The organism is Variovorax sucrosi, from assembly GCF_051216635.1.
GTDB lineage: Bacteria > Pseudomonadota > Gammaproteobacteria > Burkholderiales > Burkholderiaceae_C > Variovorax.
In genome coordinates, this window is sequence record NZ_JBPJZU010000002.1 from 17,419 (window position 1) to 35,981 (window position 18,563).

At 66.0% G+C, this 18,563-nt stretch carries 17 protein-coding genes; 5 read left to right on the forward strand and 12 right to left on the reverse strand.

Features of this window, described 5'->3' with window-relative positions:
- Positions 1 to 11: 11 nt before the first annotated feature.
- Positions 12 to 1,472: an aminotransferase class V-fold PLP-dependent enzyme gene (locus tag ACSFBE_RS03145; protein WP_435489453.1), complete on the forward strand. Its 1,461-nt coding sequence runs from the start codon at positions 12 to 14 to the stop codon at positions 1,470 to 1,472.
- 123 nt (positions 1,473 to 1,595) lie between these two features.
- Here the strand turns inward: ACSFBE_RS03145 and guaA are convergent, their stop codons facing one another.
- Together guaA and guaB are read right to left on the reverse strand one after the other, a co-directional pair.
- Complete coding sequence (gene guaA / locus ACSFBE_RS03150; RefSeq protein WP_435488924.1) at positions 1,596 to 3,206, reverse strand: glutamine-hydrolyzing GMP synthase; 1,611 nt, start codon at positions 3,204 to 3,206, stop codon at positions 1,596 to 1,598.
- 7 nt (positions 3,207 to 3,213) lie between these two features.
- Positions 3,214 to 4,683: an IMP dehydrogenase gene (guaB, locus tag ACSFBE_RS03155; protein ID WP_435488925.1), complete on the reverse strand. Its 1,470-nt coding sequence runs from the start codon at positions 4,681 to 4,683 to the stop codon at positions 3,214 to 3,216.
- Between the two features lie 187 nt (positions 4,684 to 4,870).
- Here guaB and ACSFBE_RS03160 point away from each other — a divergent pair, with 187 nt between their 5' ends.
- Entirely contained in the window at positions 4,871 to 5,398 is a 528-nt protein-coding gene (locus tag ACSFBE_RS03160; RefSeq protein WP_435488926.1) for a DUF4124 domain-containing protein, read from the forward strand.
- 44 nt (positions 5,399 to 5,442) lie between these two features.
- Here ACSFBE_RS03160 and ACSFBE_RS03165 read toward each other — a convergent pair whose 3' ends face one another.
- Together ACSFBE_RS03165 and ACSFBE_RS03170 are read right to left on the reverse strand one after the other, a co-directional pair.
- Positions 5,443 to 5,775: an RnfH family protein gene (locus tag ACSFBE_RS03165; protein ID WP_435488927.1), complete on the reverse strand. Its 333-nt coding sequence runs from the start codon at positions 5,773 to 5,775 to the stop codon at positions 5,443 to 5,445.
- Complete coding sequence (locus ACSFBE_RS03170) at positions 5,775 to 6,221, reverse strand: type II toxin-antitoxin system RatA family toxin (protein WP_435488928.1); 447 nt, start codon at positions 6,219 to 6,221, stop codon at positions 5,775 to 5,777. The genes ACSFBE_RS03165 and ACSFBE_RS03170 overlap by 1 nt, the downstream gene beginning before the upstream one ends.
- Positions 6,222 to 6,284: 63 nt before the next feature.
- Between ACSFBE_RS03170 and smpB the strand changes: the two genes are divergently transcribed.
- From smpB to ACSFBE_RS03185, 3 genes are all read left to right on the forward strand, one after another.
- Positions 6,285 to 6,764, forward strand: a complete 480-nt coding sequence (gene smpB / locus ACSFBE_RS03175; RefSeq protein ID WP_286645938.1) for an SsrA-binding protein SmpB — start codon at positions 6,285 to 6,287, stop codon at positions 6,762 to 6,764.
- Between the two features lie 15 nt (positions 6,765 to 6,779).
- A complete protein-coding gene (locus tag ACSFBE_RS03180; RefSeq protein WP_435488929.1) occupies positions 6,780 to 7,349 on the forward strand; it encodes an LbetaH domain-containing protein in 570 nt (189 codons plus the stop codon).
- 167 nt (positions 7,350 to 7,516) lie between these two features.
- On the forward strand, positions 7,517 to 7,906 hold the full coding sequence (locus tag ACSFBE_RS03185) for a COG4315 family predicted lipoprotein (RefSeq protein WP_435488930.1): 390 nt from the start codon (positions 7,517 to 7,519) through the stop codon (positions 7,904 to 7,906).
- Between the two features lie 65 nt (positions 7,907 to 7,971).
- Here ACSFBE_RS03185 and ACSFBE_RS03190 read toward each other — a convergent pair whose 3' ends face one another.
- The 8 genes from ACSFBE_RS03190 to ACSFBE_RS03225 form a co-directional block, all read right to left on the reverse strand.
- Positions 7,972 to 8,850, reverse strand: a complete 879-nt coding sequence (locus tag ACSFBE_RS03190) for a DMT family transporter (protein ID WP_435488931.1) — start codon at positions 8,848 to 8,850, stop codon at positions 7,972 to 7,974.
- Between the two features lie 28 nt (positions 8,851 to 8,878).
- Positions 8,879 to 10,705 carry a translational GTPase TypA gene (gene typA, locus ACSFBE_RS03195; protein ID WP_435488932.1) on the reverse strand — a complete coding sequence of 609 codons (1,827 nt, stop codon included), beginning with the start codon at positions 10,703 to 10,705 and terminating at the stop codon, positions 8,879 to 8,881.
- A complete protein-coding gene (truB, locus tag ACSFBE_RS03200) occupies positions 10,702 to 11,670 on the reverse strand; it encodes a tRNA pseudouridine(55) synthase TruB (RefSeq protein WP_435488933.1) in 969 nt (322 codons plus the stop codon). The genes typA and truB overlap by 4 nt, the downstream gene beginning before the upstream one ends.
- Positions 11,671 to 11,672: 2 nt before the next feature.
- Positions 11,673 to 12,044, reverse strand: coding sequence for a 30S ribosome-binding factor RbfA (gene rbfA / locus ACSFBE_RS03205; RefSeq protein ID WP_140838664.1), 372 nt, complete (start codon positions 12,042 to 12,044; stop codon positions 11,673 to 11,675).
- A gap of 21 nt (positions 12,045 to 12,065) precedes the next feature.
- The gene (infB, locus tag ACSFBE_RS03210) at positions 12,066 to 14,972 is read right to left on the reverse strand and encodes a translation initiation factor IF-2 (protein WP_435488934.1); all 2,907 of its coding nucleotides are present in this window, start codon (positions 14,970 to 14,972) and stop codon (positions 12,066 to 12,068) included.
- 24 nt (positions 14,973 to 14,996) lie between these two features.
- On the reverse strand, positions 14,997 to 16,481 hold the full coding sequence (gene nusA, locus ACSFBE_RS03215) for a transcription termination factor NusA (protein ID WP_435488935.1): 1,485 nt from the start codon (positions 16,479 to 16,481) through the stop codon (positions 14,997 to 14,999).
- Between the two features lie 18 nt (positions 16,482 to 16,499).
- Positions 16,500 to 17,144, reverse strand: a complete 645-nt coding sequence (rimP, locus tag ACSFBE_RS03220; protein WP_435489454.1) for a ribosome maturation factor RimP — start codon at positions 17,142 to 17,144, stop codon at positions 16,500 to 16,502.
- 200 nt (positions 17,145 to 17,344) lie between these two features.
- Positions 17,345 to 18,547: a YbfB/YjiJ family MFS transporter gene (locus ACSFBE_RS03225; RefSeq protein WP_435488936.1), complete on the reverse strand. Its 1,203-nt coding sequence runs from the start codon at positions 18,545 to 18,547 to the stop codon at positions 17,345 to 17,347.
- Positions 18,548 to 18,563: the final 16 nt, after the last annotated feature.

Sequence of the window (18,563 nt, forward strand, 5' to 3'; positions counted from 1 at the left end):
TGAACGAGCAGATGACACGTAGCGCCCCGGTGGCGCTGGAGGCGCCCAGCGCCATGCCCATGGACACGTCGCGCTGGACGAACAAGCGCCGCGATTTCCTGCGCATGATGGGCTATGGCGCGGGCGCCGCAGCACTGGGCCCGATACTGATGGCCTGCGGCAGCAGCAACTCGGCCACGCAGGCGGAGGCGCTGCGCGCGCAGCTGGTCGCCGACGAGGCCTTCTGGACCAACGTGCAGAAGATGTTCACGCTGAACCCGTCCAAGACGTTCATGAACATCGGCACGGCCGGCTCGATGGCCAAGCAGACGCTGGACCTGTTCGACACCGAAAACCGCAAGAAGGCCGCCGAATCGGGCAACGGCTACAGCAACCTGCTGGACCTGCGTAAGCTGGCAGCCCCGGGCTTCGGCGTGGACGCCGACGAACTCGCGTTCTCGGCCAACACCTCCTCGGGCATGTGCCATGCGATCCTGGGCATTCCCTGGCAAGCCGGCGACGTGGTGGTGACGACCAACCACGAGCACGGCGGCGGCCTCACGCCGCTGAACATTGCCAAGGACCGCTACGGCATCGAGATCTCGATGATCCCCATGCCGGTGGGCAACAACCAGACGACCGCCACCTACCAGAACCTGTTCGACGAGCGCATCCGCTCGCTGAAGGCCGCCGGCAAGCGCGTGCGCGCCGTGATGTGGTCCTCGCCGACCTACAAGACCGGCACGCTGCTGCCGATCGCCGAAATCATGGCCGTCGTGAAGCAGCACGAGCTCATCAGCATCGTGGACGGCGCCCACCTGCCGGGCATGATGGACTACAACTACGGCGAGCTGGGCATGGACTTCATGTCAGGCGCCGGCCACAAATGGCAATGCGGCCCGGGCTCCACCGGCATCCTGATCATGCGCAACAAGATCCGCGCATCGAACCCGCTGCCGCTGCCCAAGTGGTACCCGGTGCACACCAGCAGCTACTCGACGCGCGAGCGCACCACCACCGGCACGGAGACCTTCGACGTCGCGGCCAGCGTGACCGCCTGCGGCAGCGTGCACACGCCCATGTTCCAGGCCCTGGTCAACGCCTGCCAGCTGTGGGACACCATCGGCCGCAAGAAGATCGAGACCTACGACCTCACGCTGTCGGCTTACCTGAAGGAAAAGATCGTGGAGCGCTGGGGCATCGACTCGCTGTACTCGCCCAAGGACGACCCCAAGCTGTGCTGCGCGCTGACCTCGTGGAACCCCTTCCAGAACAAGGCCGACGTGATGGACTCGGCGAAGTCGGCCACCTTCGTCTCGCGCCTGCAGGCCGAGTACCCGCAGGGGCTGATCATCCGCAACTCCGGCTTCGAGGTGATCGGGGCCACAGCCCAGCACTATGCGATGCGCGTGTCCACCCACGTGTGGCACGACGCGAACGACATCGACGCGCTGGTGGACGCGATGTGGGATCTGTCGCGCAAGATGGCCTGACCGCCGCGTTCGCGCGATGATCGACGGCGCCGCCACCGCGGCGCCGTTTTCATTTTTTACCGCCCGCCATGCACGTTACGTCACTTTTTCGATAGCTGGCGATAGTCCCCGAAGGACTCGATTTCACTCCCACTCGATCGTCGCCGGCGGTTTGCTCGACACGTCGTAGGTCACGCGATTGATGCCGCGCACTTCATTGATGATGCGGCCCGACACCTTCTTGAGCAGCGCGTAGGGCAGCTCGGCCCAGTCGGCGGTCATGAAGTCGCTGGTCTGCACGGCGCGCAGCGCAACCACGTAGTCGTAGGTGCGGCCGTCGCCCATCACGCCCACGCTCTTGACCGGCAGGAACACGGTGAAGGCCTGGCTGGTGAGGTCGTACCAGCTCTTGCCGCTCTCATCCTTGAAGTTGCGCAGCTCCTCGATGAAGATCGCGTCGGCGCGGCGCAGCAGGTCGGCGTATTCCTTCTTCACTTCGCCGAGGATGCGCACGCCCAGGCCCGGGCCGGGGAACGGATGGCGGTACACCATCTCGGGCGGCAGGCCGAGCGCCACGCCCAATTCGCGCACCTCGTCCTTGAACAGGTCGCGCAGCGGCTCGAGCAGCTTCAGGCCCAACTGTTCGGGCAGGCCGCCGACGTTGTGGTGGCTCTTGATGGTGACGGCCTTCTTGCTCTTGGCGCCGCCGGACTCGATCACGTCGGGGTAGATCGTGCCCTGGGCCAGCCACTTGGCGCCCTTGGCGCCCGCGCTGGTGAGCTTGGCGGCCTCCTGCTTGAACACGGTGACGAACTCGCCGCCGATGATCTTGCGCTTGGCCTCGGGCTCGCTCACGCCCGCGAGCTTGCCCAGGAAAAGGTCGCTCGCATCGACGCGGATCACCTTGGCGTGCAGCTTGCCGACGAACATGTCCATCACGAGGTCGCCCTCGTTCAGGCGCAGCAGGCCGTGGTCGACGAACACACAGGTCAGCTGGTCGCCGATCGCGCGGTGGATCAGCGCAGCTGCTACCGAAGAATCGACGCCGCCGGAGAGGCCCAGGATGACTTCCTCGTCCCCCACCTGCTCGCGGATCTTCGCGACCGCTTCGGCGATGTGGTCGCGCATGACCCAGTCGGGCTTGGCCTTGCAGATGTCCAGCACGAAACGGTTCAGGATCGCCTGTCCCTGCAAGGTGTGCGTGACTTCGGGATGGAACTGCACGGCATAGAAGCCACGTTCTTCGTCTGCCATGCCGGCAATCGGGCAACTCTCGGTGCTGGCCATGAGCTTGAAGCCCGGCGGCATTTCGGTCACGTTGTCGCCATGGCTCATCCAGACATGCAGCATGCCGTGGCCTTCGGGCGTGGCGTAGTCCTGGATCCCGTCGAACAGCTTCGTGTGGCCGCGGGCACGAATCTCGGCGTAGCCGAATTCGCGCTTGTGGCCGCCTTCCACCGTACCGCCGAGCGCATGGGCGATCGCGTACATGCCAAAGCAGATGCCCAGCACCGGCACGCCCAGTTCGAACACGGCCTGCGGCGCGCGCAGGCTTTCGTCTTCCCACAGGCTCGCATGGCTGCCGGACAGGATCACGCCCTTGAGCGTGCCGTCCTTCGCGTACTCGCGCACCCATTCGTCGCTGACGTCGCACGGATGCACTTCGCTGTAGACGTTCGCCTCGCGCACGCGGCGGGCGATGAGCTGAGTGACTTGCGAACCGAAGTCGAGGATCAGTATCTTGTCGTGTTGCATGCGTCGATCACTCCGCCCGGTAGTTGGGCGCTTCCTTCGTGATCTGCACGTCGTGCACGTGGCTCTCGCGGATGCCGGCAGTGGTGATTTCGACGAACTCGGCCTTGTTCTGCATATCGGCAATCGTGGCGCAGCCGCAGTAGCCCATGCTGGCTCGCACGCCGCCGGCCATCTGGTAGATGATCGAGACGATCGAGCCCTTGTACGGCACCCGGCCTTCGATGCCTTCGGGCACCAATTTGTCGGTATTCGGGTTGCCGGTGCTCGATTCCTGGAAGTAGCGGTCGGCACTGCCCTGCTGCATCGCGCCGATGGAGCCCATGCCGCGGTAGCTCTTGTAGCTGCGGCCCTGGTACAGCACGATCTCGCCGGGCGCCTCTTCGGTGCCGGCGAACATGCTGCCCATCATCACGGTGCTCGCCCCCGCGGCGATGGCCTTGGCGATGTCGCCCGAGTAGCGCACGCCGCCGTCAGAAATGAGCGGCACGCCGGTGCCCTGCAGCGCGGTGGCAACGCTGTCGACCGCCATGATCTGCGGCACGCCGACACCGGCCACGATGCGGGTGGTGCAGATCGAGCCGGGGCCGATGCCGACCTTGACCGCGTCGGCGCCGACATCGGCCAGCGCACGGGCCGCGTCGCCGGTTGCGATGTTGCCGCCGATCACATCGACCTGCGGGTAGTTCTGCTTGACCCAGCGCACGCGGTCGATCACGCCCTTGCTGTGGCCGTGCGCCGTGTCGACCACGATGGCATCGACGCCGGCGCGCACGAGCGCTTCGACACGCTCTTCGGTGCCCTCGCCCACGCCCACGGCAGCGCCGACGCGCAAGCGGCCGTTCGGGTCGCGCGCAGCATTCGGGAAGGTGGTCTGCTTGGTGATGTCCTTCACCGTGATCAGGCCCTTGAGCTCGAAGGCGTTGTCGATCACCAGCAGTCGCTCGAGCTTGTACTTGTTGAGCAGTGCCTTGGCGTCTGCCAGCGTGGTGCCGTCGGGCACCGTGATGAGCTTGTCGCGCGGCGTCATGATTTCGCTGACGGGCGCGTTGTAGCGAGTCTCGAAACGCAGGTCGCGGCCGGTCACGATGCCGACCACCTTGCCGGCATCGACCACCGGAAAGCCGGAGATGCCCAGTTGCTCCGACATCGCCATCACTTCGCGCACCGTGTGCGTCGGGGTGATGACCACCGGGTCGCGCAGCACACCGGATTCGTACCGCTTGACCTTGGAAACCTCGGCCGCCTGCTGCTGCGCCGTGAGGTTCTTGTGGACGATGCCCATGCCGCCTTCCTGCGCGATCGCGATGGCGAGGCGGGCTTCGGTCACGGTGTCCATCGCCGCGGAGACCAGCGGCAGGTTCAGCGTGATATTGCGGGAAAGTCGGGTGGCGAGGGAGGTGTCCTTGGGCAGGACCTGGGAGAACGCTGGCACCAGCAACACATCGTCGAAGGTGAGCGCTTTGCCGAGAAGGCGCATGGGGAAGGCTCCAAAAGACGGATTGTAACGACGCCCGGTCGGGCCTTGCGCCGACAGGCGCCCTTGCCCCTTCGCCGTGGGGGTGGCGAGCCGACCGGGGGCAGGACTGTGCCCGTTTTCCAACTGCTTGCCGCCCCGATCAGGGGCAGACATATTGCAAAACGTAAGGGAGCGCTAAACTGCCCTGATGAAATTCGCGCGTTTGCTGATGCTTTGCTGGGTGTGTGCGTTGCCGCTGGCTGCGAATGCGCAATGGCAGTGGCTGGACCGGGACGGCAAGAAAGTCTTCAGCGACCAGCCGCCGCCGACCGATGTGCCCGAGAAGAGCATCCTGCGTCGCCCGGGTTCGCCGAGCGCCCGCGTCCCCGCCGTTGTGCCAGCCCCCGCCGATGCGTCGGTGACGACCGCCGAGCCCGCCCGAAGCCCCGCCAGTGCAGCGAGCGCCGCCAAGCCGAGCGGCGTGGACAAGGAACTGGAAGAGAAAACCCGCAAAGCCGAGGAAGCCGAAAAAGCCAAGCAGGCGGCCGAGGCGCAGAAGGTCGCGAAGGCCAAGGCCGACAACTGCACCCGTGCCCGCCAGGGCAAGGCCACTTTCGACAGCGGCATCCGGGTGGCCCGGCTGAACGCACAGGGTGAGCGCGAGGTGATGGACGACAAGTCGCGCGCCGCCGAGCAGCAGCGCCTGCAAGGCATCATCGACAGCGATTGCAGGTGAAGAGCGGCGGCACGCGCTGACGCCGCGCCATCACCGTACCGTCGTCAGTAACCGGCCTTGCCGCCCTCCCGGCGGCGAGCGAACAGGCCGGCACCGCGGCTGCCCTGCCGCTGGAAACGCTCTCGACGGGCGACTTTCGGGTCGACCAGCAGCGGACGGCAGAGTTCGACCCGATCCCCTTCCGCCAACACCTGATCCCAACCGGCGCTCCGTCCCCAGATGCCCGGCGCCAGGTCGCGCCACGCGAGGGCTGGCCAGCCCTCGCCGATGCGGCTCGCGCGCACGGCCTCCTCGAGCGTGGCACCGTCGGGCAGCGACAGCGTTTGCTCGAACACTGCTCGGGGCGTGGGGGCGCAGACCAGCGTCACGGCGACCATCAGGCGGCTCCGTACACCTGCTCGGCGCGTTTCACGAAGGCCTCGACCAGGCTGGAGGCAATCTTGTCGAACACCGGGCCGACCAGGGCCTGGAGCGCGAAATTGCTGAAGCCGTAGCTCAGGTCGAGCTCGACGCGGCAGGCCCGCTCACCCGCCTCGCCGACGGGGTTGAACTTCCAGACGCCATCGAGGTTCGAGAACGGCCCGTCGATGAGCTTGAGCTGCACCTCGCGCCCCGGCACATGCGTGTTGCGGGTGGTGAACTGCTGACGCAGGCCGCCGAACGCGAGGCCGACTTCGGCGGTCATGCCCACCTCGTCTTCCTCGATCACGCGTGCGCGGTCGCACCAGGGAAGAAATTCGGGATACTTGGCCACATCGGTGACAAGGGCGTACATCTCATCAGCGCTGTACCAGATGAGAACGGACTTGTGGACGGTTTTCATAGAATCGACACGGTGTGTGCGTTTCGATTGTATTGATGCCATGCGCCCCCATCTGAGACCGCCATGGCCACCAAGAAACAACAAGACTCCTCTGCCCGCATCGCCGACAACAAGAAGGCCTCCTACAACTACTTCTTCGAAGAGCGTTTCGAAGCCGGCCTCGTGCTCGAAGGCTGGGAGGTCAAGTCGCTGCGCGAAGGCAAGGTTCAACTCACCGATGGCTACGTCGTGATCCGCGACGGCGAGATGTTCGTCGTGGGCCTGCAGATCAATCCGCTGCGCAGCGCCTCGACCCACACCACCCCCGATTCGATCCGCACCAAGAAGCTGCTGCTGCACAAGGAGCAGATTCGTCGGCTCACCGGCAAGATCGAGCAGAAGGGCTACACGCTGGTTCCGCTCAACCTGCACTGGAAGGCCGGCAAGGTGAAGTGCGAGATCGCGCTTGCCAAGGGCAAGGCCGAACACGACAAGCGCGACACCATCAAGGACCGCGAAGGCAAACGCGAAGTCGAACGCGCGATGAAAAGCCGCAACCGCTGACAGGAACGACACGCCATGGCCATCCAACCACTCGACGCCAGCCGCACCAATCCCCGCGAGGGCGGCCCCAGCTTCTCGCTGTCGAACCGCCTGCTGCGGGGCACCTGGAGCCTGACCTGGCTGCTCTTCGCTTCCTGGACGCCGACGCCCCTGCGGCCGTGGCGGCGCTTCCTGCTGAAGCTGTTCGGTGCCAAGCTCGGCGTCGGCGCCGACGTCCGCGGCAGCGCCCGGGTCTGGTATCCGCCCCACCTGCACCTGGAAGACCGCGCGGTGCTGGCGCAGCATGTGAACTGCTACAACATGGCACCGATCCACCTGGGGCCGGATGCGCTCGTGTCGCAAGGCGCCCACCTCTGCGCCGGCACCCACGACATCACCTCCCCCGTGTTCCAGCTAACCACCCGTCCGATCACGATCGGCGCCCAGGCCTGGATTGCGGCCGAAGCCTTCGTCGGGCCGGGCGTGGTGGTGGGCGAAGGGGCGGTGCTCGGCGCCCGCGCCGTGACCTTCAAGTCGCTCGAGCCGTGGGGCGTCTACGCCGGAAATCCGGCACAGCGGATCAAGACACGGGTGCTGCGCGCTTGAGCTTCATCGCTCCGGGCCCGCTCCGCGGCCAAGCGCCCGGCCGGGTGGTCTTGCTGCATCTTGCCACCCTGGTATACCGTCCGCTGTGTGACCCGAAGCAGGCGGCGCCTCGCCATCGGAGTCGACAACGGTTCGACACTCATTTTTCAACCAAAGGAGATACCTCCATGAGACTGCTCAGCACCTCCATCCTCGCCATCGCCCTGCTCTCGGGCTGCGGCATGATGAACAAAACGGCCTCCGCCCCCGACACCCCGACGCGCACCGCCGATGGCGTGCTGGTCGGACCGAACGGGATGACGCTCTACACCTTCAGCCGCGATGCGGTCGGCAGCGGCAAGTCGGCCTGTAACGGCCCCTGCATCACCAACTGGCCTGCGCTGGTCGCCCCCGACGCCGCCAAGCCGGTGGGCGACTACAGCGTCGTCGTGCGCGACGACGGCAAGAAGCAGTGGGCCTACAAGGGCGCACCGCTCTACTACTGGGCCAAGGACGCGAAGGCCGGCGACCGCACCGGCGACGGCGTCGGCGGTGTCTGGAAGCTCGCGCGCCCCTGAACGCGTCGCAGCGCCAATGAAAAAGCCGGCTCGCGCCGGCTTTTTCATGCGTGATCGACGGACATTCAGCCCGCGCGCCGCGCCCGCACCGCCAACAACTCGTTAACGAGCAGCGCACCGACCACGACCGCGCCGCCCGTCAGCACGGTGGCTCCCGGCACCTCGCCTGCGCCGACCCAGGCCAGCGTGATGCCGAAGATGACTTCCAGCAGGGCCAGCAGCGACACCTCGGGCGCGCTGAGCACGCGGGCGCACAGCACCGACATCACGCACGGAATCGCGAGTTGGAACACGCCGAGGAAGCCCAGCAGCGTCAGGTCCCGGCCGGTGGCCTCCAGCGGCCAGGCCAGCGGCAAAGTCAGCAGCGAGGACAGCACGGCACCGATCAGCACGGCAGGCACGAGGTCGATGCGCTGGCCTTGCGCGTTCGCATGCTGCACCGATGTCCAGTTGGCGGCACCGGCAATGGGCACGCACAGCGCCACCAGCGTGCCCAGCCATTCGCCGTTGCCGATTTGCGTGCCGTACATCCAGCCGATCCCCACGCCGGCCGCCGCGATGGCGAGCCAGGTGCGCAGCGGCAGGCGATGGCCGATGAAGAGGCGCGCAGCCAGCGCGGTCAGCAACGGCCCGGCGGCCAGTGTGACCAGCACATTCGCGGTGCTGGTGAGCGTGAGTGCCACCATGAAGGCGGTGAACATCACGCTCCAGCACACGCCGGAGATCCACAGCGCCCGCCCGCCATGGCGGATCTTCGAGAAGACGCTGCGCCCCTGCCAGGCCGGCAGGATGGCCAACAGCGCGAGCGCGGTGAACGCGCTGCGCCAGAAGGTCACTTCGAAGCTGCGCGCACCTTCGAGATGGCGCGTGACGACGCCGGCCGTAGCCCACATCAGGGTCACGCCGACCATCATCCAGACCGCGCGGCCGTGGGTCAGGGTCAAAGGCGGCCCCCGAACGATCAGCGTCCGATCAGCGACCAGCGCGCTTGCGTTCGCTTTCCTTCAGGAAGCGCTTGCGCAGGCGAACGCTCTTCGGCGTGATCTCGACCAGTTCGTCGTCCTCGATGAATTCCACGCCGTATTCCAGCGTGAGTTCGATCGGCGGCGTGATCTTGATCGCGTCTTCCTTGCCGGACACGCGGAAGTTCGTCAGCTGCTTGGTACGGGTGGCATTCACCACCAGGTCGTTGTCGCGGCTGTGGATGCCGACGATCATGCCTTCGTACACCGGATCGTTCGCCTTGACGAACATGCGGCCGCGGTCGTCGAGCTTGCCGAGGGCGTAGGTGAAGATTTCACCGTCGTCCATGGAGATCAGCACGCCGTTCTTGCGGCCGCCGATGTCGCCCTTGTGCGCTTCGTAGCTGTCGAAGATGTTGCTGATGAGGCCGGAGCCGCGTGTCAGATTCAGGAATTCGTTGGTGAAGCCGATCAGGCCACGTGCCGGAATGCGGTACTCGAGGCGGACGCGGCCACGGCCGTCCGGTTCCATGTTGACCAGCTCGCCCTTGCGCTCGCCCAGGGCCTGCATCACGCCGCCCTGGTGCTGCTCTTCGATGTCGGCGGTCACCAGCTCGATGGGTTCGTGCTTCTCGCCGTTCACGTCCTTCATCACCACGCGCGGCTTGCTCACGGCCATCTCGAAGCCTTCGCGGCGCATGTTTTCCAGCAGGATGGTCAGGTGCAGTTCGCCGCGACCCATGACTTCGAAGATGCCTTCTTCGTCGGTCTCGGCCACGCGCAGCGCCACGTTGTGCTGCAGTTCCTTCTGCAGACGGTCCCAGATCTGGCGGCTGGTGACGAACTTGCCTTCGCGGCCAGCCAGCGGGCTCGTGTTCACGCAGAAATTCATCGTCAGCGTCGGCTCGTCGACCTTGAGCATCGGCAGCGGCGACGGCTTGGCCGGGTCGGTCACGGTGACGCCGATGTTCAGGTCGGCAATGCCGTTGATCAGCACGATTTCACCCGGGCCGGCTTCGGTCGCCTGCACGCGTTCCAGGCCCTGGAAGGTCAGCACCTGGTTGACGCGGCCCTTGATGGCCTTGCCGTCGGGGCCTTCCATGACCACCACGTCCATCATCGGCTTGATGGTGCCCTGGCTGATGCGGCCCACGCCGATGCGGCCGACGAAGGTCGAGAAGTCGAGTGCCGAGATCTGCAGTTGCAGCGGCGCGTCCGGGTCGCCCTTCTGGGCCGGCACGTGCTTCAGGATGGTGTTGAACAGGGCCGACATGTCGGGGCCCCACTGTTCGCCGGCCGCGCCTTCTTCCAGCGACGACCAGCCGTTGATGCCCGAGGCATACACCACTGGGAAATCGAGTTGTTCGTCGGTCGCGCCGAGCTTGTCGAACAGGTCGAAAGCGGCATTGACCACGAAATCGGGGCGTGCGCCCGGCTTGTCGACCTTGTTCACCACCAGGATGGGCTTGAGGCCCAGGGCCAGCGCCTTCTTGGTCACGAAGCGCGTCTGCGGCATCGGGCCTTCCTGTGCATCGATCAGCAGCACCACGCCGTCCACCATCGACAGTGCACGTTCCACTTCACCGCCGAAGTCCGCGTGACCGGGGGTGTCGACGATGTTGATGTGCGTGCCTTCCCAGGTCACGGCGCAGTTCTTGGCCAGGATGGTGATGCCGCGTTCTTTTTCGATCGCGTTGTTGTCCATCACGGTGTCGACGACCTTCTCGTGCTCGGCGAAGGTGCCGGACTGGCGCAGCAGCTGGTCGACCATCGTGGTCTTGCCATGGTCCACGTGGGCAATGATGGCGATGTTGCGGATTTGCTTGGGGGTACTCATGGTGTGGTCTCGCAGAGAGTTGCGTTCGCTGGTGCGTTCAAAAGGATTTGCTGGATTTCGATGGGGTTCAGCAAGCGCCCCGGGATCAATTCGTTGGCCGTGACATGGGCCGTGCCGAGGAAGGCCGCCGGCTCATCGCCGAAGACAGCCACTTCGGTTGCGTCGGCCCAGTCGCCGCGGCGGCGCAGGCCCGACAGGAAACGCGCCGCATCTTCCGTGCCCAGCGTGACGCGGCTGTGGCCGTCGACCAGCGCTTCGGCCGGCAGCAGGCGGGCCAGGCGTTCGTTCTCGGACATTGCTTCCAGCGCCTCGATCGTGACGCACTGCGTCTCGATGAAGTTGCCGGTGGCGGTGCGCCGCAGCGACGTGAGGTGCGCGCCGCAGCCGAGCGCCTCGCCGATGTCCTCACCGAGCGTCCGGATGTAGGTGCCCTTGCTGACGGTGGCGACGAGACGGAGGGTGTCCGGCGACAGCGCGGTCAGCGCCAGCGCGTGGATCGACACGTCGCGCGGTGCGCGCTCGACCTCGATCCCCTCGCGGGCGTATTCGTAGAGTGCCTTGCCGTCCTTCTTCAGGGCGCTATGCATCGGCGGTACCTGGCGGATCGGCCCGGTGAACTGCACCGTCACGCGCGCCAGATCGTCGGGCGTGACCTGCACCGGGCGTTCGGAAATCACTTCGCCCTCGGCGTCGCCGGTCGACGTCTTCACGCCGAGCTGAACCGTCGCGACGTAGGTTTTGTCGGCATCGAGATGCAGTTGACTGAACTTGGTCGCCGCGCCGAAGCACAGCGGCAGCACGCCGGTCGCAAGCGGATCGAGCGTGCCGGTGTGGCCCGCTTTTTCGGCGCGCAGCAACCACTTGGCTTTCTGCAACGCCTGGTTGCTGGAAAGGCCGAGTGGTTTGTCGAGCAACAACACCCCATGCACGGGGCGCCGCTGCACCCGTGTGCGTGGCGCATTCACCGTCATTCGTCTTTCGAGCGGGAAGCGACAGCCTGCGCAATGAGCGCATTCATGTCGGCCGCACGCTCGGTGGTGCGGTCGAACAGGAAATGCAGCGTCGGCACGGTATGGATCTGGAGGCGCTTGAACAAGCCGTTGCGCAGGAACCCCGCAGCCTGGTTCAGCGCTTCGGTCGTGACGACCGGGTCGCCCACGAGCAGGCTGAAGTAGATCTTCGCGTGCGCGTAGTCGGGCGTGACCTCGACCGCCTGGATCGTGACCATGCCCACGCGCGGGTCCTTCAACTCGCGCGCGATCAGTTCCGTCAGATCGCGCTGGATCTGATCGGCCACCTTGAAGGCGCGGTTGGGGGCTGCTGCTTTGCGCTTGGGCATCGTCCGTTTCGCTGGGGCGCCTTACAGCGTCCGCGCGATTTCCTTGATTTCAAAGAACTCGAGCTGATCGCCCTCTTTGATGTCGTTGTAGTTCTTGAGCTTGATACCGCACTCGAAACCTTCGCGCACTTCGCGGACATCGTCCTTCATGCGCTTGATCGAGTCGACCTCGCCCGTGTAGACCACCACGTTGTCGCGCAGCAGGCGGAAATGCGCGCTGCGGTTGACCGAACCTGCGGTGATGTACGAACCTGCGACCGTGCCGATCTTCGAGGCCACGAACACCGTTCGGATCTCGGCCTGGCCGATGATCTCTTCACGACGCTCGGGTGCCAGCATGCCGGACATCGCCACCTTCACCTCATCCACGGCGTCGTAGATGATGCTGTAGTAGTTCAGCGTCACGCCATTGCCTTCGGCCAGCTTGCGCGCACCCGAATCGGCACGCACGTTGAAGCCGATGACAACCGCCTTCGATGCAATGGCGAGGTTGATGTCGTTTTCGCTGATGCCGCCGACACCGGCGTACACGATCTGGACCTTGACCTCTTCGGTCGCCAGCTTGAGCAGCGACTGAGCCAGTGCTTCCTGCGAACCCTGCACGTCGGCCTTGATGATCAGGCGCAGCGTCTGCACTTCGCCCGCCGACAGGTCGGTGAACATGTTCTGCAGGTTCGACGCCTGGAGCTTCGCGAGCTTGGTGTTGCGGAACTTGCCGGCACGGTAGGTGGCAATTTCGCGCGCACGGCGCTCGTCGGCCATCACCATGAACTCATCACCCGCCTGCGGCACTTCGGTCAGACCCTGGATTTCCACCGGGATCGACGGGCCGGCCGTCTTGATCGGCTTGCCGTCCTCGTCGAGCATGGCGCGCACGCGGCCATAGGTGGAACCGGCCAGCACCACGTCGCCGGTCTTGAGCGTGCCGGACTGAATCAGCACGGTCGCGACGGGGCCGCGGCCCTTGTCGAGCTGCGCTTCGATGACCAGACCCTTGGCGGCGGCATCGACCGGCGCCTTGAGTTCCAGCACTTCGGCCTGCAGCAGCACCTGTTCGAGCAGCGCGTCGATACCTTCGCCGGTCTTGGCAGACACCGGCACGAACGGCACGTCGCCGCCGTACTCTTCGGGCACGACCTCTTCGGCCACCAGTTCCTGCTTGACGCGGTCCGGGCTGGCATCGGGCTTGTCGATCTTGTTGATCGCGACCACGATCGGCACACCCGCCGCTTTCGCGTGCTTGATGGCTTCCTTGGTCTGCGGCATGACGCCGTCATCGGCCGCCACCACAAGGATGACGATGTCGGTGGCCTGCGCACCGCGGGCACGCATGGCGGTGAACGCCTCGTGGCCCGGGGTGTCGAGGAAGGACACCATGCCGCGCGGCGTTTCGACGTGATAAGCGCCGATGTGCTGCGTGATGCCGCCGGCTTCGCCCGCAGCGACCTTGGCGCGGCGGATGTAGTCCAGCAGCGAGGTCTTGCCGTGGTCGACGTGGCCCATCACGGTCACGACCGGTGCGCGCGGCAGCGATTCGCCCGAATGCGCGCCGACGTCCTCGTCGGTGAAGGCTTCCGGATCGTCCAGTGCCGCCACCATCGCGTTGTGACCCATGTCCTCCACGATCACCATGGCGGTGTCCTGGTCGAGCGACTGGTTCATGGTCGCCATGATGCCGGCCTTCATCAATTGCTTGATGACTTCCTGCGCCTTGACGGCCATCTTGTGGGCGAGCTCGGCCACCGTGATGGTTTCGGGCACATGCACGTCAAGCACGCGCGCCTCGACTGGCGCAGCCTGCACGTGCTCGTCGTGGCCGCCACGGTCGTTGCTGCCGCGACGGCCACGCGGACCTCCGCGCCAGTTGCCGCGACCCACACCGCCACTGGCGTCGCCACGGGTCTTGATTTCCTTCTTCTTGGCCGGATCGCCCGCCCAGCTCGACGAGAGCTTGGCCGACTTCACGTCCTTGCTGGCGCCCGGCGCAGCCGCACCCGGGGCGGCAGGCGCACCCGGACGCGCTGCGGGCGCAACCGGCTTGTGCAGCGTGCCCTTGACGGCCGGCTTCGGCACTTCCTTCTCCGGCGCCTTGTGCGGCACCAGCACACGGGCCGGTGCGTTCATCATGGCGCGGATGGCCTCGGCTTCCGCCAGGGCCTTGCGACGGCGTTCGTCCAGATCCTTGGCGCGCGCGGCTTCTTCGTCGGCACGCGCCTTCGATTCGGCAGCCGCTTTGGCCTTGGCATCTTCCTTGGCCTGGATGGCGGCGGCTTCGGCCGCGGCCTTGCCCGTCGCCGCGGCAACTTCGGCCGGCGCTGGCGTGGCGTCGACCGGCGCCTTGCCCGTCGGCACAGCGGCCTTTTCCTTGGCAGCCGCAGCGGCCTTGGCTTCGCGTTCGGCGGCCTCGGCCTGCTCTGCGCGCTCGGCCTTCTCGCGTTCGCGGGCTTCCGTTTCCTCGCGCTGGCGACGCTTCTCGGCCAGCTCTTCTTCCTGGCGGCGGATCAGCTCGGCCTGGCGGCGCGCTTCTTCCTCGCGCCGGCCGAGTTCGGCTTCGTCGATCTTCGGGACTGCAGCTTCGGTCGCCGGTGCGGCGACCGGTGCCGTCTCGGGCGCGCTGACCGGGCCTTCGTCACGCTGGATGAAGGTGCGCTTCTTGCGCACTTCCACCTGGATCGTGCGGGCACGGCCGGTGGCATCGGCTTGCTTGATCTCGCTGGTGGACTTCTTCACCAGGGTGATCTTCTTTCGCTCGGGCTCGGCCGTGCCATGGCTGGCCTTGAGGAAGCCGAGCAAGCGCTGCTTGTCGGCTTCGGTCAGCGCATCGCTGGGCGCGGCTTTCGCCACGCCAGCGCTCTTGAGCTGATCAAGCAGGGTTTCGGGGGTCTTCTTGAGTTCGTTCGCGAACTCGGCGACTGTGGTGCTGGACATATGTGCTTCGTGCTCCCATGACCGTCACTCTTGGCCCGCGAACCAATGTTCACGGGCTTTCAAGATGAGGGTTTTGGCGTCATCGGCGCTCTGGCCGGTGATCTCGGTGAGTTCATCGACCGCGAGGTCGGCCAGGTCGTCACGGGTGTGGACACCCGCATCGGCCAGCTTTGGAATCAGTTCGGGGTCGAGGCCCTCGAGGTCACGCAGATTCTGCGAGACGCTCTCGACGTTCTCTTCCTTGGCAATTTCCATCGTGAGCAATGCATCCTTGGCACGGGTGCGCAGCTCGTTGATCGTGTCTTCGTCGAAGCTCTCGATTTCAAGCAGCTCGGAGATCGGCACATAGGCCACTTCTTCCAGGCTGGTGAAACCTTCGTTGATCAGGATGTCGGCGATTTCCTCGTCCACATCCAGCTTCTCCATGAAGAGCTTGCGGCTCGAATCGGTTTCGAGCGCCTGCTTCTGGGCCGACTCGTTCGCGTCCATGATGTTGATCTTCCAACCGGTCAGGTCGGACGCCAGGCGCACATTCTGGCCGCCGCGGCCGATGGCGATGGCGAGGTTTTCCTCGTCGACCACCACGTCCATGGCGTGCTTTTCTTCGTCCACCACGATGGACGACACGTTGGCCGGAGCCAGTGCACCGATCACGAACTGCGCCGGGTCTTCGGACCACAGCACGATGTCGACGCGCTCGCCGGCGAGCTCGTTCGTCACGGCGTTCACGCGGGTGCCGCGCACGCCGACGCAGGTGCCGATCGGATCGACCCGCTTGTCGTGCGAGAGCACGGCGATCTTGGCGCGCGAACCCGGGTCACGGGCGCAGCTCTTGATCTCGAGCAGGCCTTGTTCGATTTCTGGCACTTCCTGGCGGAAGAGCTCGATCATGAATTCAGGGGCCGAGCGCGACAGGATGATCGGCGCGCCCCGCAGTGTCAGGTCGACCTCCATGATCATGGCCCGCACGCGGTCGCCGTTGCGCAGGTTTTCCTTGGCGATCATTTCGCTGCGGCGCAGGCGCCCTTCGACACGGCCGGCTTCCACGATGATGTCGCCCTTGTCCAGGCGCTTGACGGTGCCCACGAAGATCTTGTCGCCGCGCGACATGAAGTCGTTGAGCAGCATTTCGCGCTCGGCGTCGCGGATCTTCTGCAGGATCACCTGCTTGGCCGCCATGGCGCCGATGCGGCCGATCGGGACCGAGTCCACCGTTTCCTCGATGTACTCGTCGACCTCGATGTCGGGCATCTCTTCCTTGGCTTCGAACAGGAGGATTTCCTGGTCGGGCAGCTGCAGGCCGGCTTCATCGGGAACGACGTGCCAGCGGCGGAAGGTCTCGTAGTCGCCGCTGTCGCGGTCGACGGCCACGCGGATGTCCACGTCGCCCTGGTGGAGCTTCTTGGTGGCTTGCGCCAGTGCGGATTCGACCGCGCCGAAGACCACGTCGCGTTCGACGTTCTTCTCGCGCGAGATCGCATCCACCAACATCAACATTTCGCGATTCATGCCACTACGCTCCTCTTGTCAGTCCGACACTTCCGTGCCGCCAATGTCCGAAAGGCCCTCGGGGGCCTGGTCCGCCGACCCCGCCGGGGTCTTGGGCCTGCGGCCCTTGAAATCCACGATCGGCGCGAGCCGCGCTTCGCGCAGCTCGTCCAATGCAAAGCCGAGCGCATGCAACGGTGCAGGCGCGCGCTTCTTGCTCACTTTTTGTCCTGGCTTGGGTGCCGGCGCTTCGCTCCAGACGATCTGCCAGCCACCATCGTCGGCCCGCTCCAGCGTGCCTCGAAACTTCTTGCGGTTGGCCGCCACCTGGCCACCCGCCGCCGCGCCCATCGGCGCCTTCAACGTCACGTCGATCACCTCGCCGACGAAACGCTCGAAATCCTGTTCGTGTCGCAGCGGGCGGTCGATCCCGGGGGACGACACCTCCAGCCGCTTGTAGTCGGCACCGTCGACTTCCAGCGCAAATTGCAGCTGGCGCGTGACCTTCTCGCAATCCTCGACCGTCACGAAGGGCTCGGGGGCGCCGGGCACCGCGTCGGAGGCGGGGGCGGTCCAGGGCAGATCAATCGTGACGCGCAGCAATCCCCCGGCCGATCTTTCGATCTCGACCAGGTCGTAGCCGAGACCGGCCACGGTTTGTTCCACTACTTGCTGCAATGCCACGTGTCTGTATGCGCCCTTGGTGTTGCTCTTTGGCTCGATGCCCGGCACCGAGCCCGCCCTGCCCGCTGCGTCCGGGGAAATGCCCCGAAATGCTTCGCCCAATAAAAAACGGGCGGTTGGTACCCGCCCGTTTGGTCGTGAGCCTCGAATTATATGCCAAAAGGTTCTCAAATGCGTGACGGCTTAAGCAGTCAATTCACTCATCCGCCAGAGGCGGCCGATCTCGTCCTGGCGCCGCGCCAAACGCCGACGAAGGCAAGCGCCCCCGCGGCCAGCACGCCGGCGGCCACCAGCAACGGCAACCCGAAGGAACCGGTGCGCTGGGCGAGCGGCGCGGCGAACAGCGGCCCGAGGATCTGCCCTACGCCGTACGAGGCGGTGGCATAGCCGATCAGCCCCGCCGCCGCGTTGCCGCGCAGCCGCCGCGCCTCGCGCACGGCGAACAGGGTGATCGCGGTGAACGGCATGCCCAGCAGCAGGCTGCCCACGGCAAAGCCCGAAATGGTTGGCCAGAGCACCGAGAGCACCACCCCCGCCGCCTGCAGCGCATAGGCAATGGCGAGCAACAGCCGGTTGTCCCAGTGGATCGGCGCCCGCGCGCCAATCAGCGCGCCAGGCACGATCGCCAGGCCGAACAGTGGCCAGAAGAAATCGGGCCAGGGCGAGCCCGGCAGTGCCTGCCGCGCGATTACCGGCAAAAAGGTCGCCGTGATGATGTAGCCGAAGCCGGCCAGGCCATAGAGCCCCACCAGCCAGCGCGCATCGCTGCGGTGGCGGGCCGTCGCCTCGGGCCTCGGCGCTTCGGGCGCCCTGCCCGCGCCGGTCGCCGCCGCCGCGCCGTCGTCGAACACCCGCCAGATCAGCGCGATGAGCACCAGCGCCAGCAGGCCGTAGCCGATCCACGCGGCATCGGAGCCCCAGCGCCCCGTGACGCCGCCGAGCAGACCCGTGACGGCGATTCCGATCCCGGGGCCGGTGTAGATCACACCGCCCAGTGCGGGCGAATGGGTTTCGGCCAGGCGGCGCAGGCCCCAGCCGGAGGCGAAGACGAAGACCCAGGCGCTGACCACGCCAGCCGCGCCGCGCAGCGCGCCCCACACCGTGAAGCCATGCAGCAGCCCCATGCCCAGCAGCAGCGCCGCCGTCGCGAGCAGGCCGCTTCGCACCATGAAGGCCGGACGCAACCGGATCGACGCGCACGACACCGCACCGATGAAGTAGCCGAGGTAGTTGAGCGAGGCCAGCACGCCGCCGGCCTGCAGGTCGAGCTTGCCCTCGTGCAGCATGAGGGGGAGCATGGGCGTGAAGGCGAAGCGGCCCAGGCCCATCGCCACGGCCAACGTGACCATGCACGCCAGCGCGGCGCGCCAGGCATCCCGCCGGTCTTTTCCGATACTCGACATTTTTCCGGGTGTCTCT

Excerpts from the sequence above, each read along its gene's own strand:
- rbfA (WP_140838664.1), bottom strand. The coding sequence starts at position 12,044 with ATGCCCAAGCGCAAAGCAGCAGCCCCCAACCGCGCCTTCAAGGTGGCC.
- guaA (WP_435488924.1), bottom strand. The coding sequence starts at position 3,206 with ATGCAACACGACAAGATACTGATCCTCGACTTCGGTTCGCAAGTCACT.
- nusA (WP_435488935.1), bottom strand. The coding sequence starts at position 16,481 with ATGAATCGCGAAATGTTGATGTTGGTGGATGCGATCTCGCGCGAGAAG.
- ACSFBE_RS03185 (WP_435488930.1), top strand. The coding sequence starts at position 7,517 with ATGAGACTGCTCAGCACCTCCATCCTCGCCATCGCCCTGCTCTCGGGC.
- ACSFBE_RS03170 (WP_435488928.1), bottom strand. The coding sequence starts at position 6,221 with ATGAAAACCGTCCACAAGTCCGTTCTCATCTGGTACAGCGCTGATGAG.
- ACSFBE_RS03225 (WP_435488936.1), bottom strand. The coding sequence starts at position 18,547 with ATGTCGAGTATCGGAAAAGACCGGCGGGATGCCTGGCGCGCCGCGCTG.
- guaB (WP_435488925.1), bottom strand. The coding sequence starts at position 4,683 with ATGCGCCTTCTCGGCAAAGCGCTCACCTTCGACGATGTGTTGCTGGTG.
- ACSFBE_RS03165 (WP_435488927.1), bottom strand. The coding sequence starts at position 5,775 with ATGGTCGCCGTGACGCTGGTCTGCGCCCCCACGCCCCGAGCAGTGTTC.
- smpB (WP_286645938.1), top strand. The coding sequence starts at position 6,285 with ATGGCCACCAAGAAACAACAAGACTCCTCTGCCCGCATCGCCGACAAC.
- ACSFBE_RS03180 (WP_435488929.1), top strand. The coding sequence starts at position 6,780 with ATGGCCATCCAACCACTCGACGCCAGCCGCACCAATCCCCGCGAGGGC.
- ACSFBE_RS03145 (WP_435489453.1), top strand. The coding sequence starts at position 12 with ATGACACGTAGCGCCCCGGTGGCGCTGGAGGCGCCCAGCGCCATGCCC.
- typA (WP_435488932.1), bottom strand. The coding sequence starts at position 10,705 with ATGAGTACCCCCAAGCAAATCCGCAACATCGCCATCATTGCCCACGTG.
- ACSFBE_RS03160 (WP_435488926.1), top strand. The coding sequence starts at position 4,871 with ATGAAATTCGCGCGTTTGCTGATGCTTTGCTGGGTGTGTGCGTTGCCG.
- infB (WP_435488934.1), bottom strand. The coding sequence starts at position 14,972 with ATGTCCAGCACCACAGTCGCCGAGTTCGCGAACGAACTCAAGAAGACC.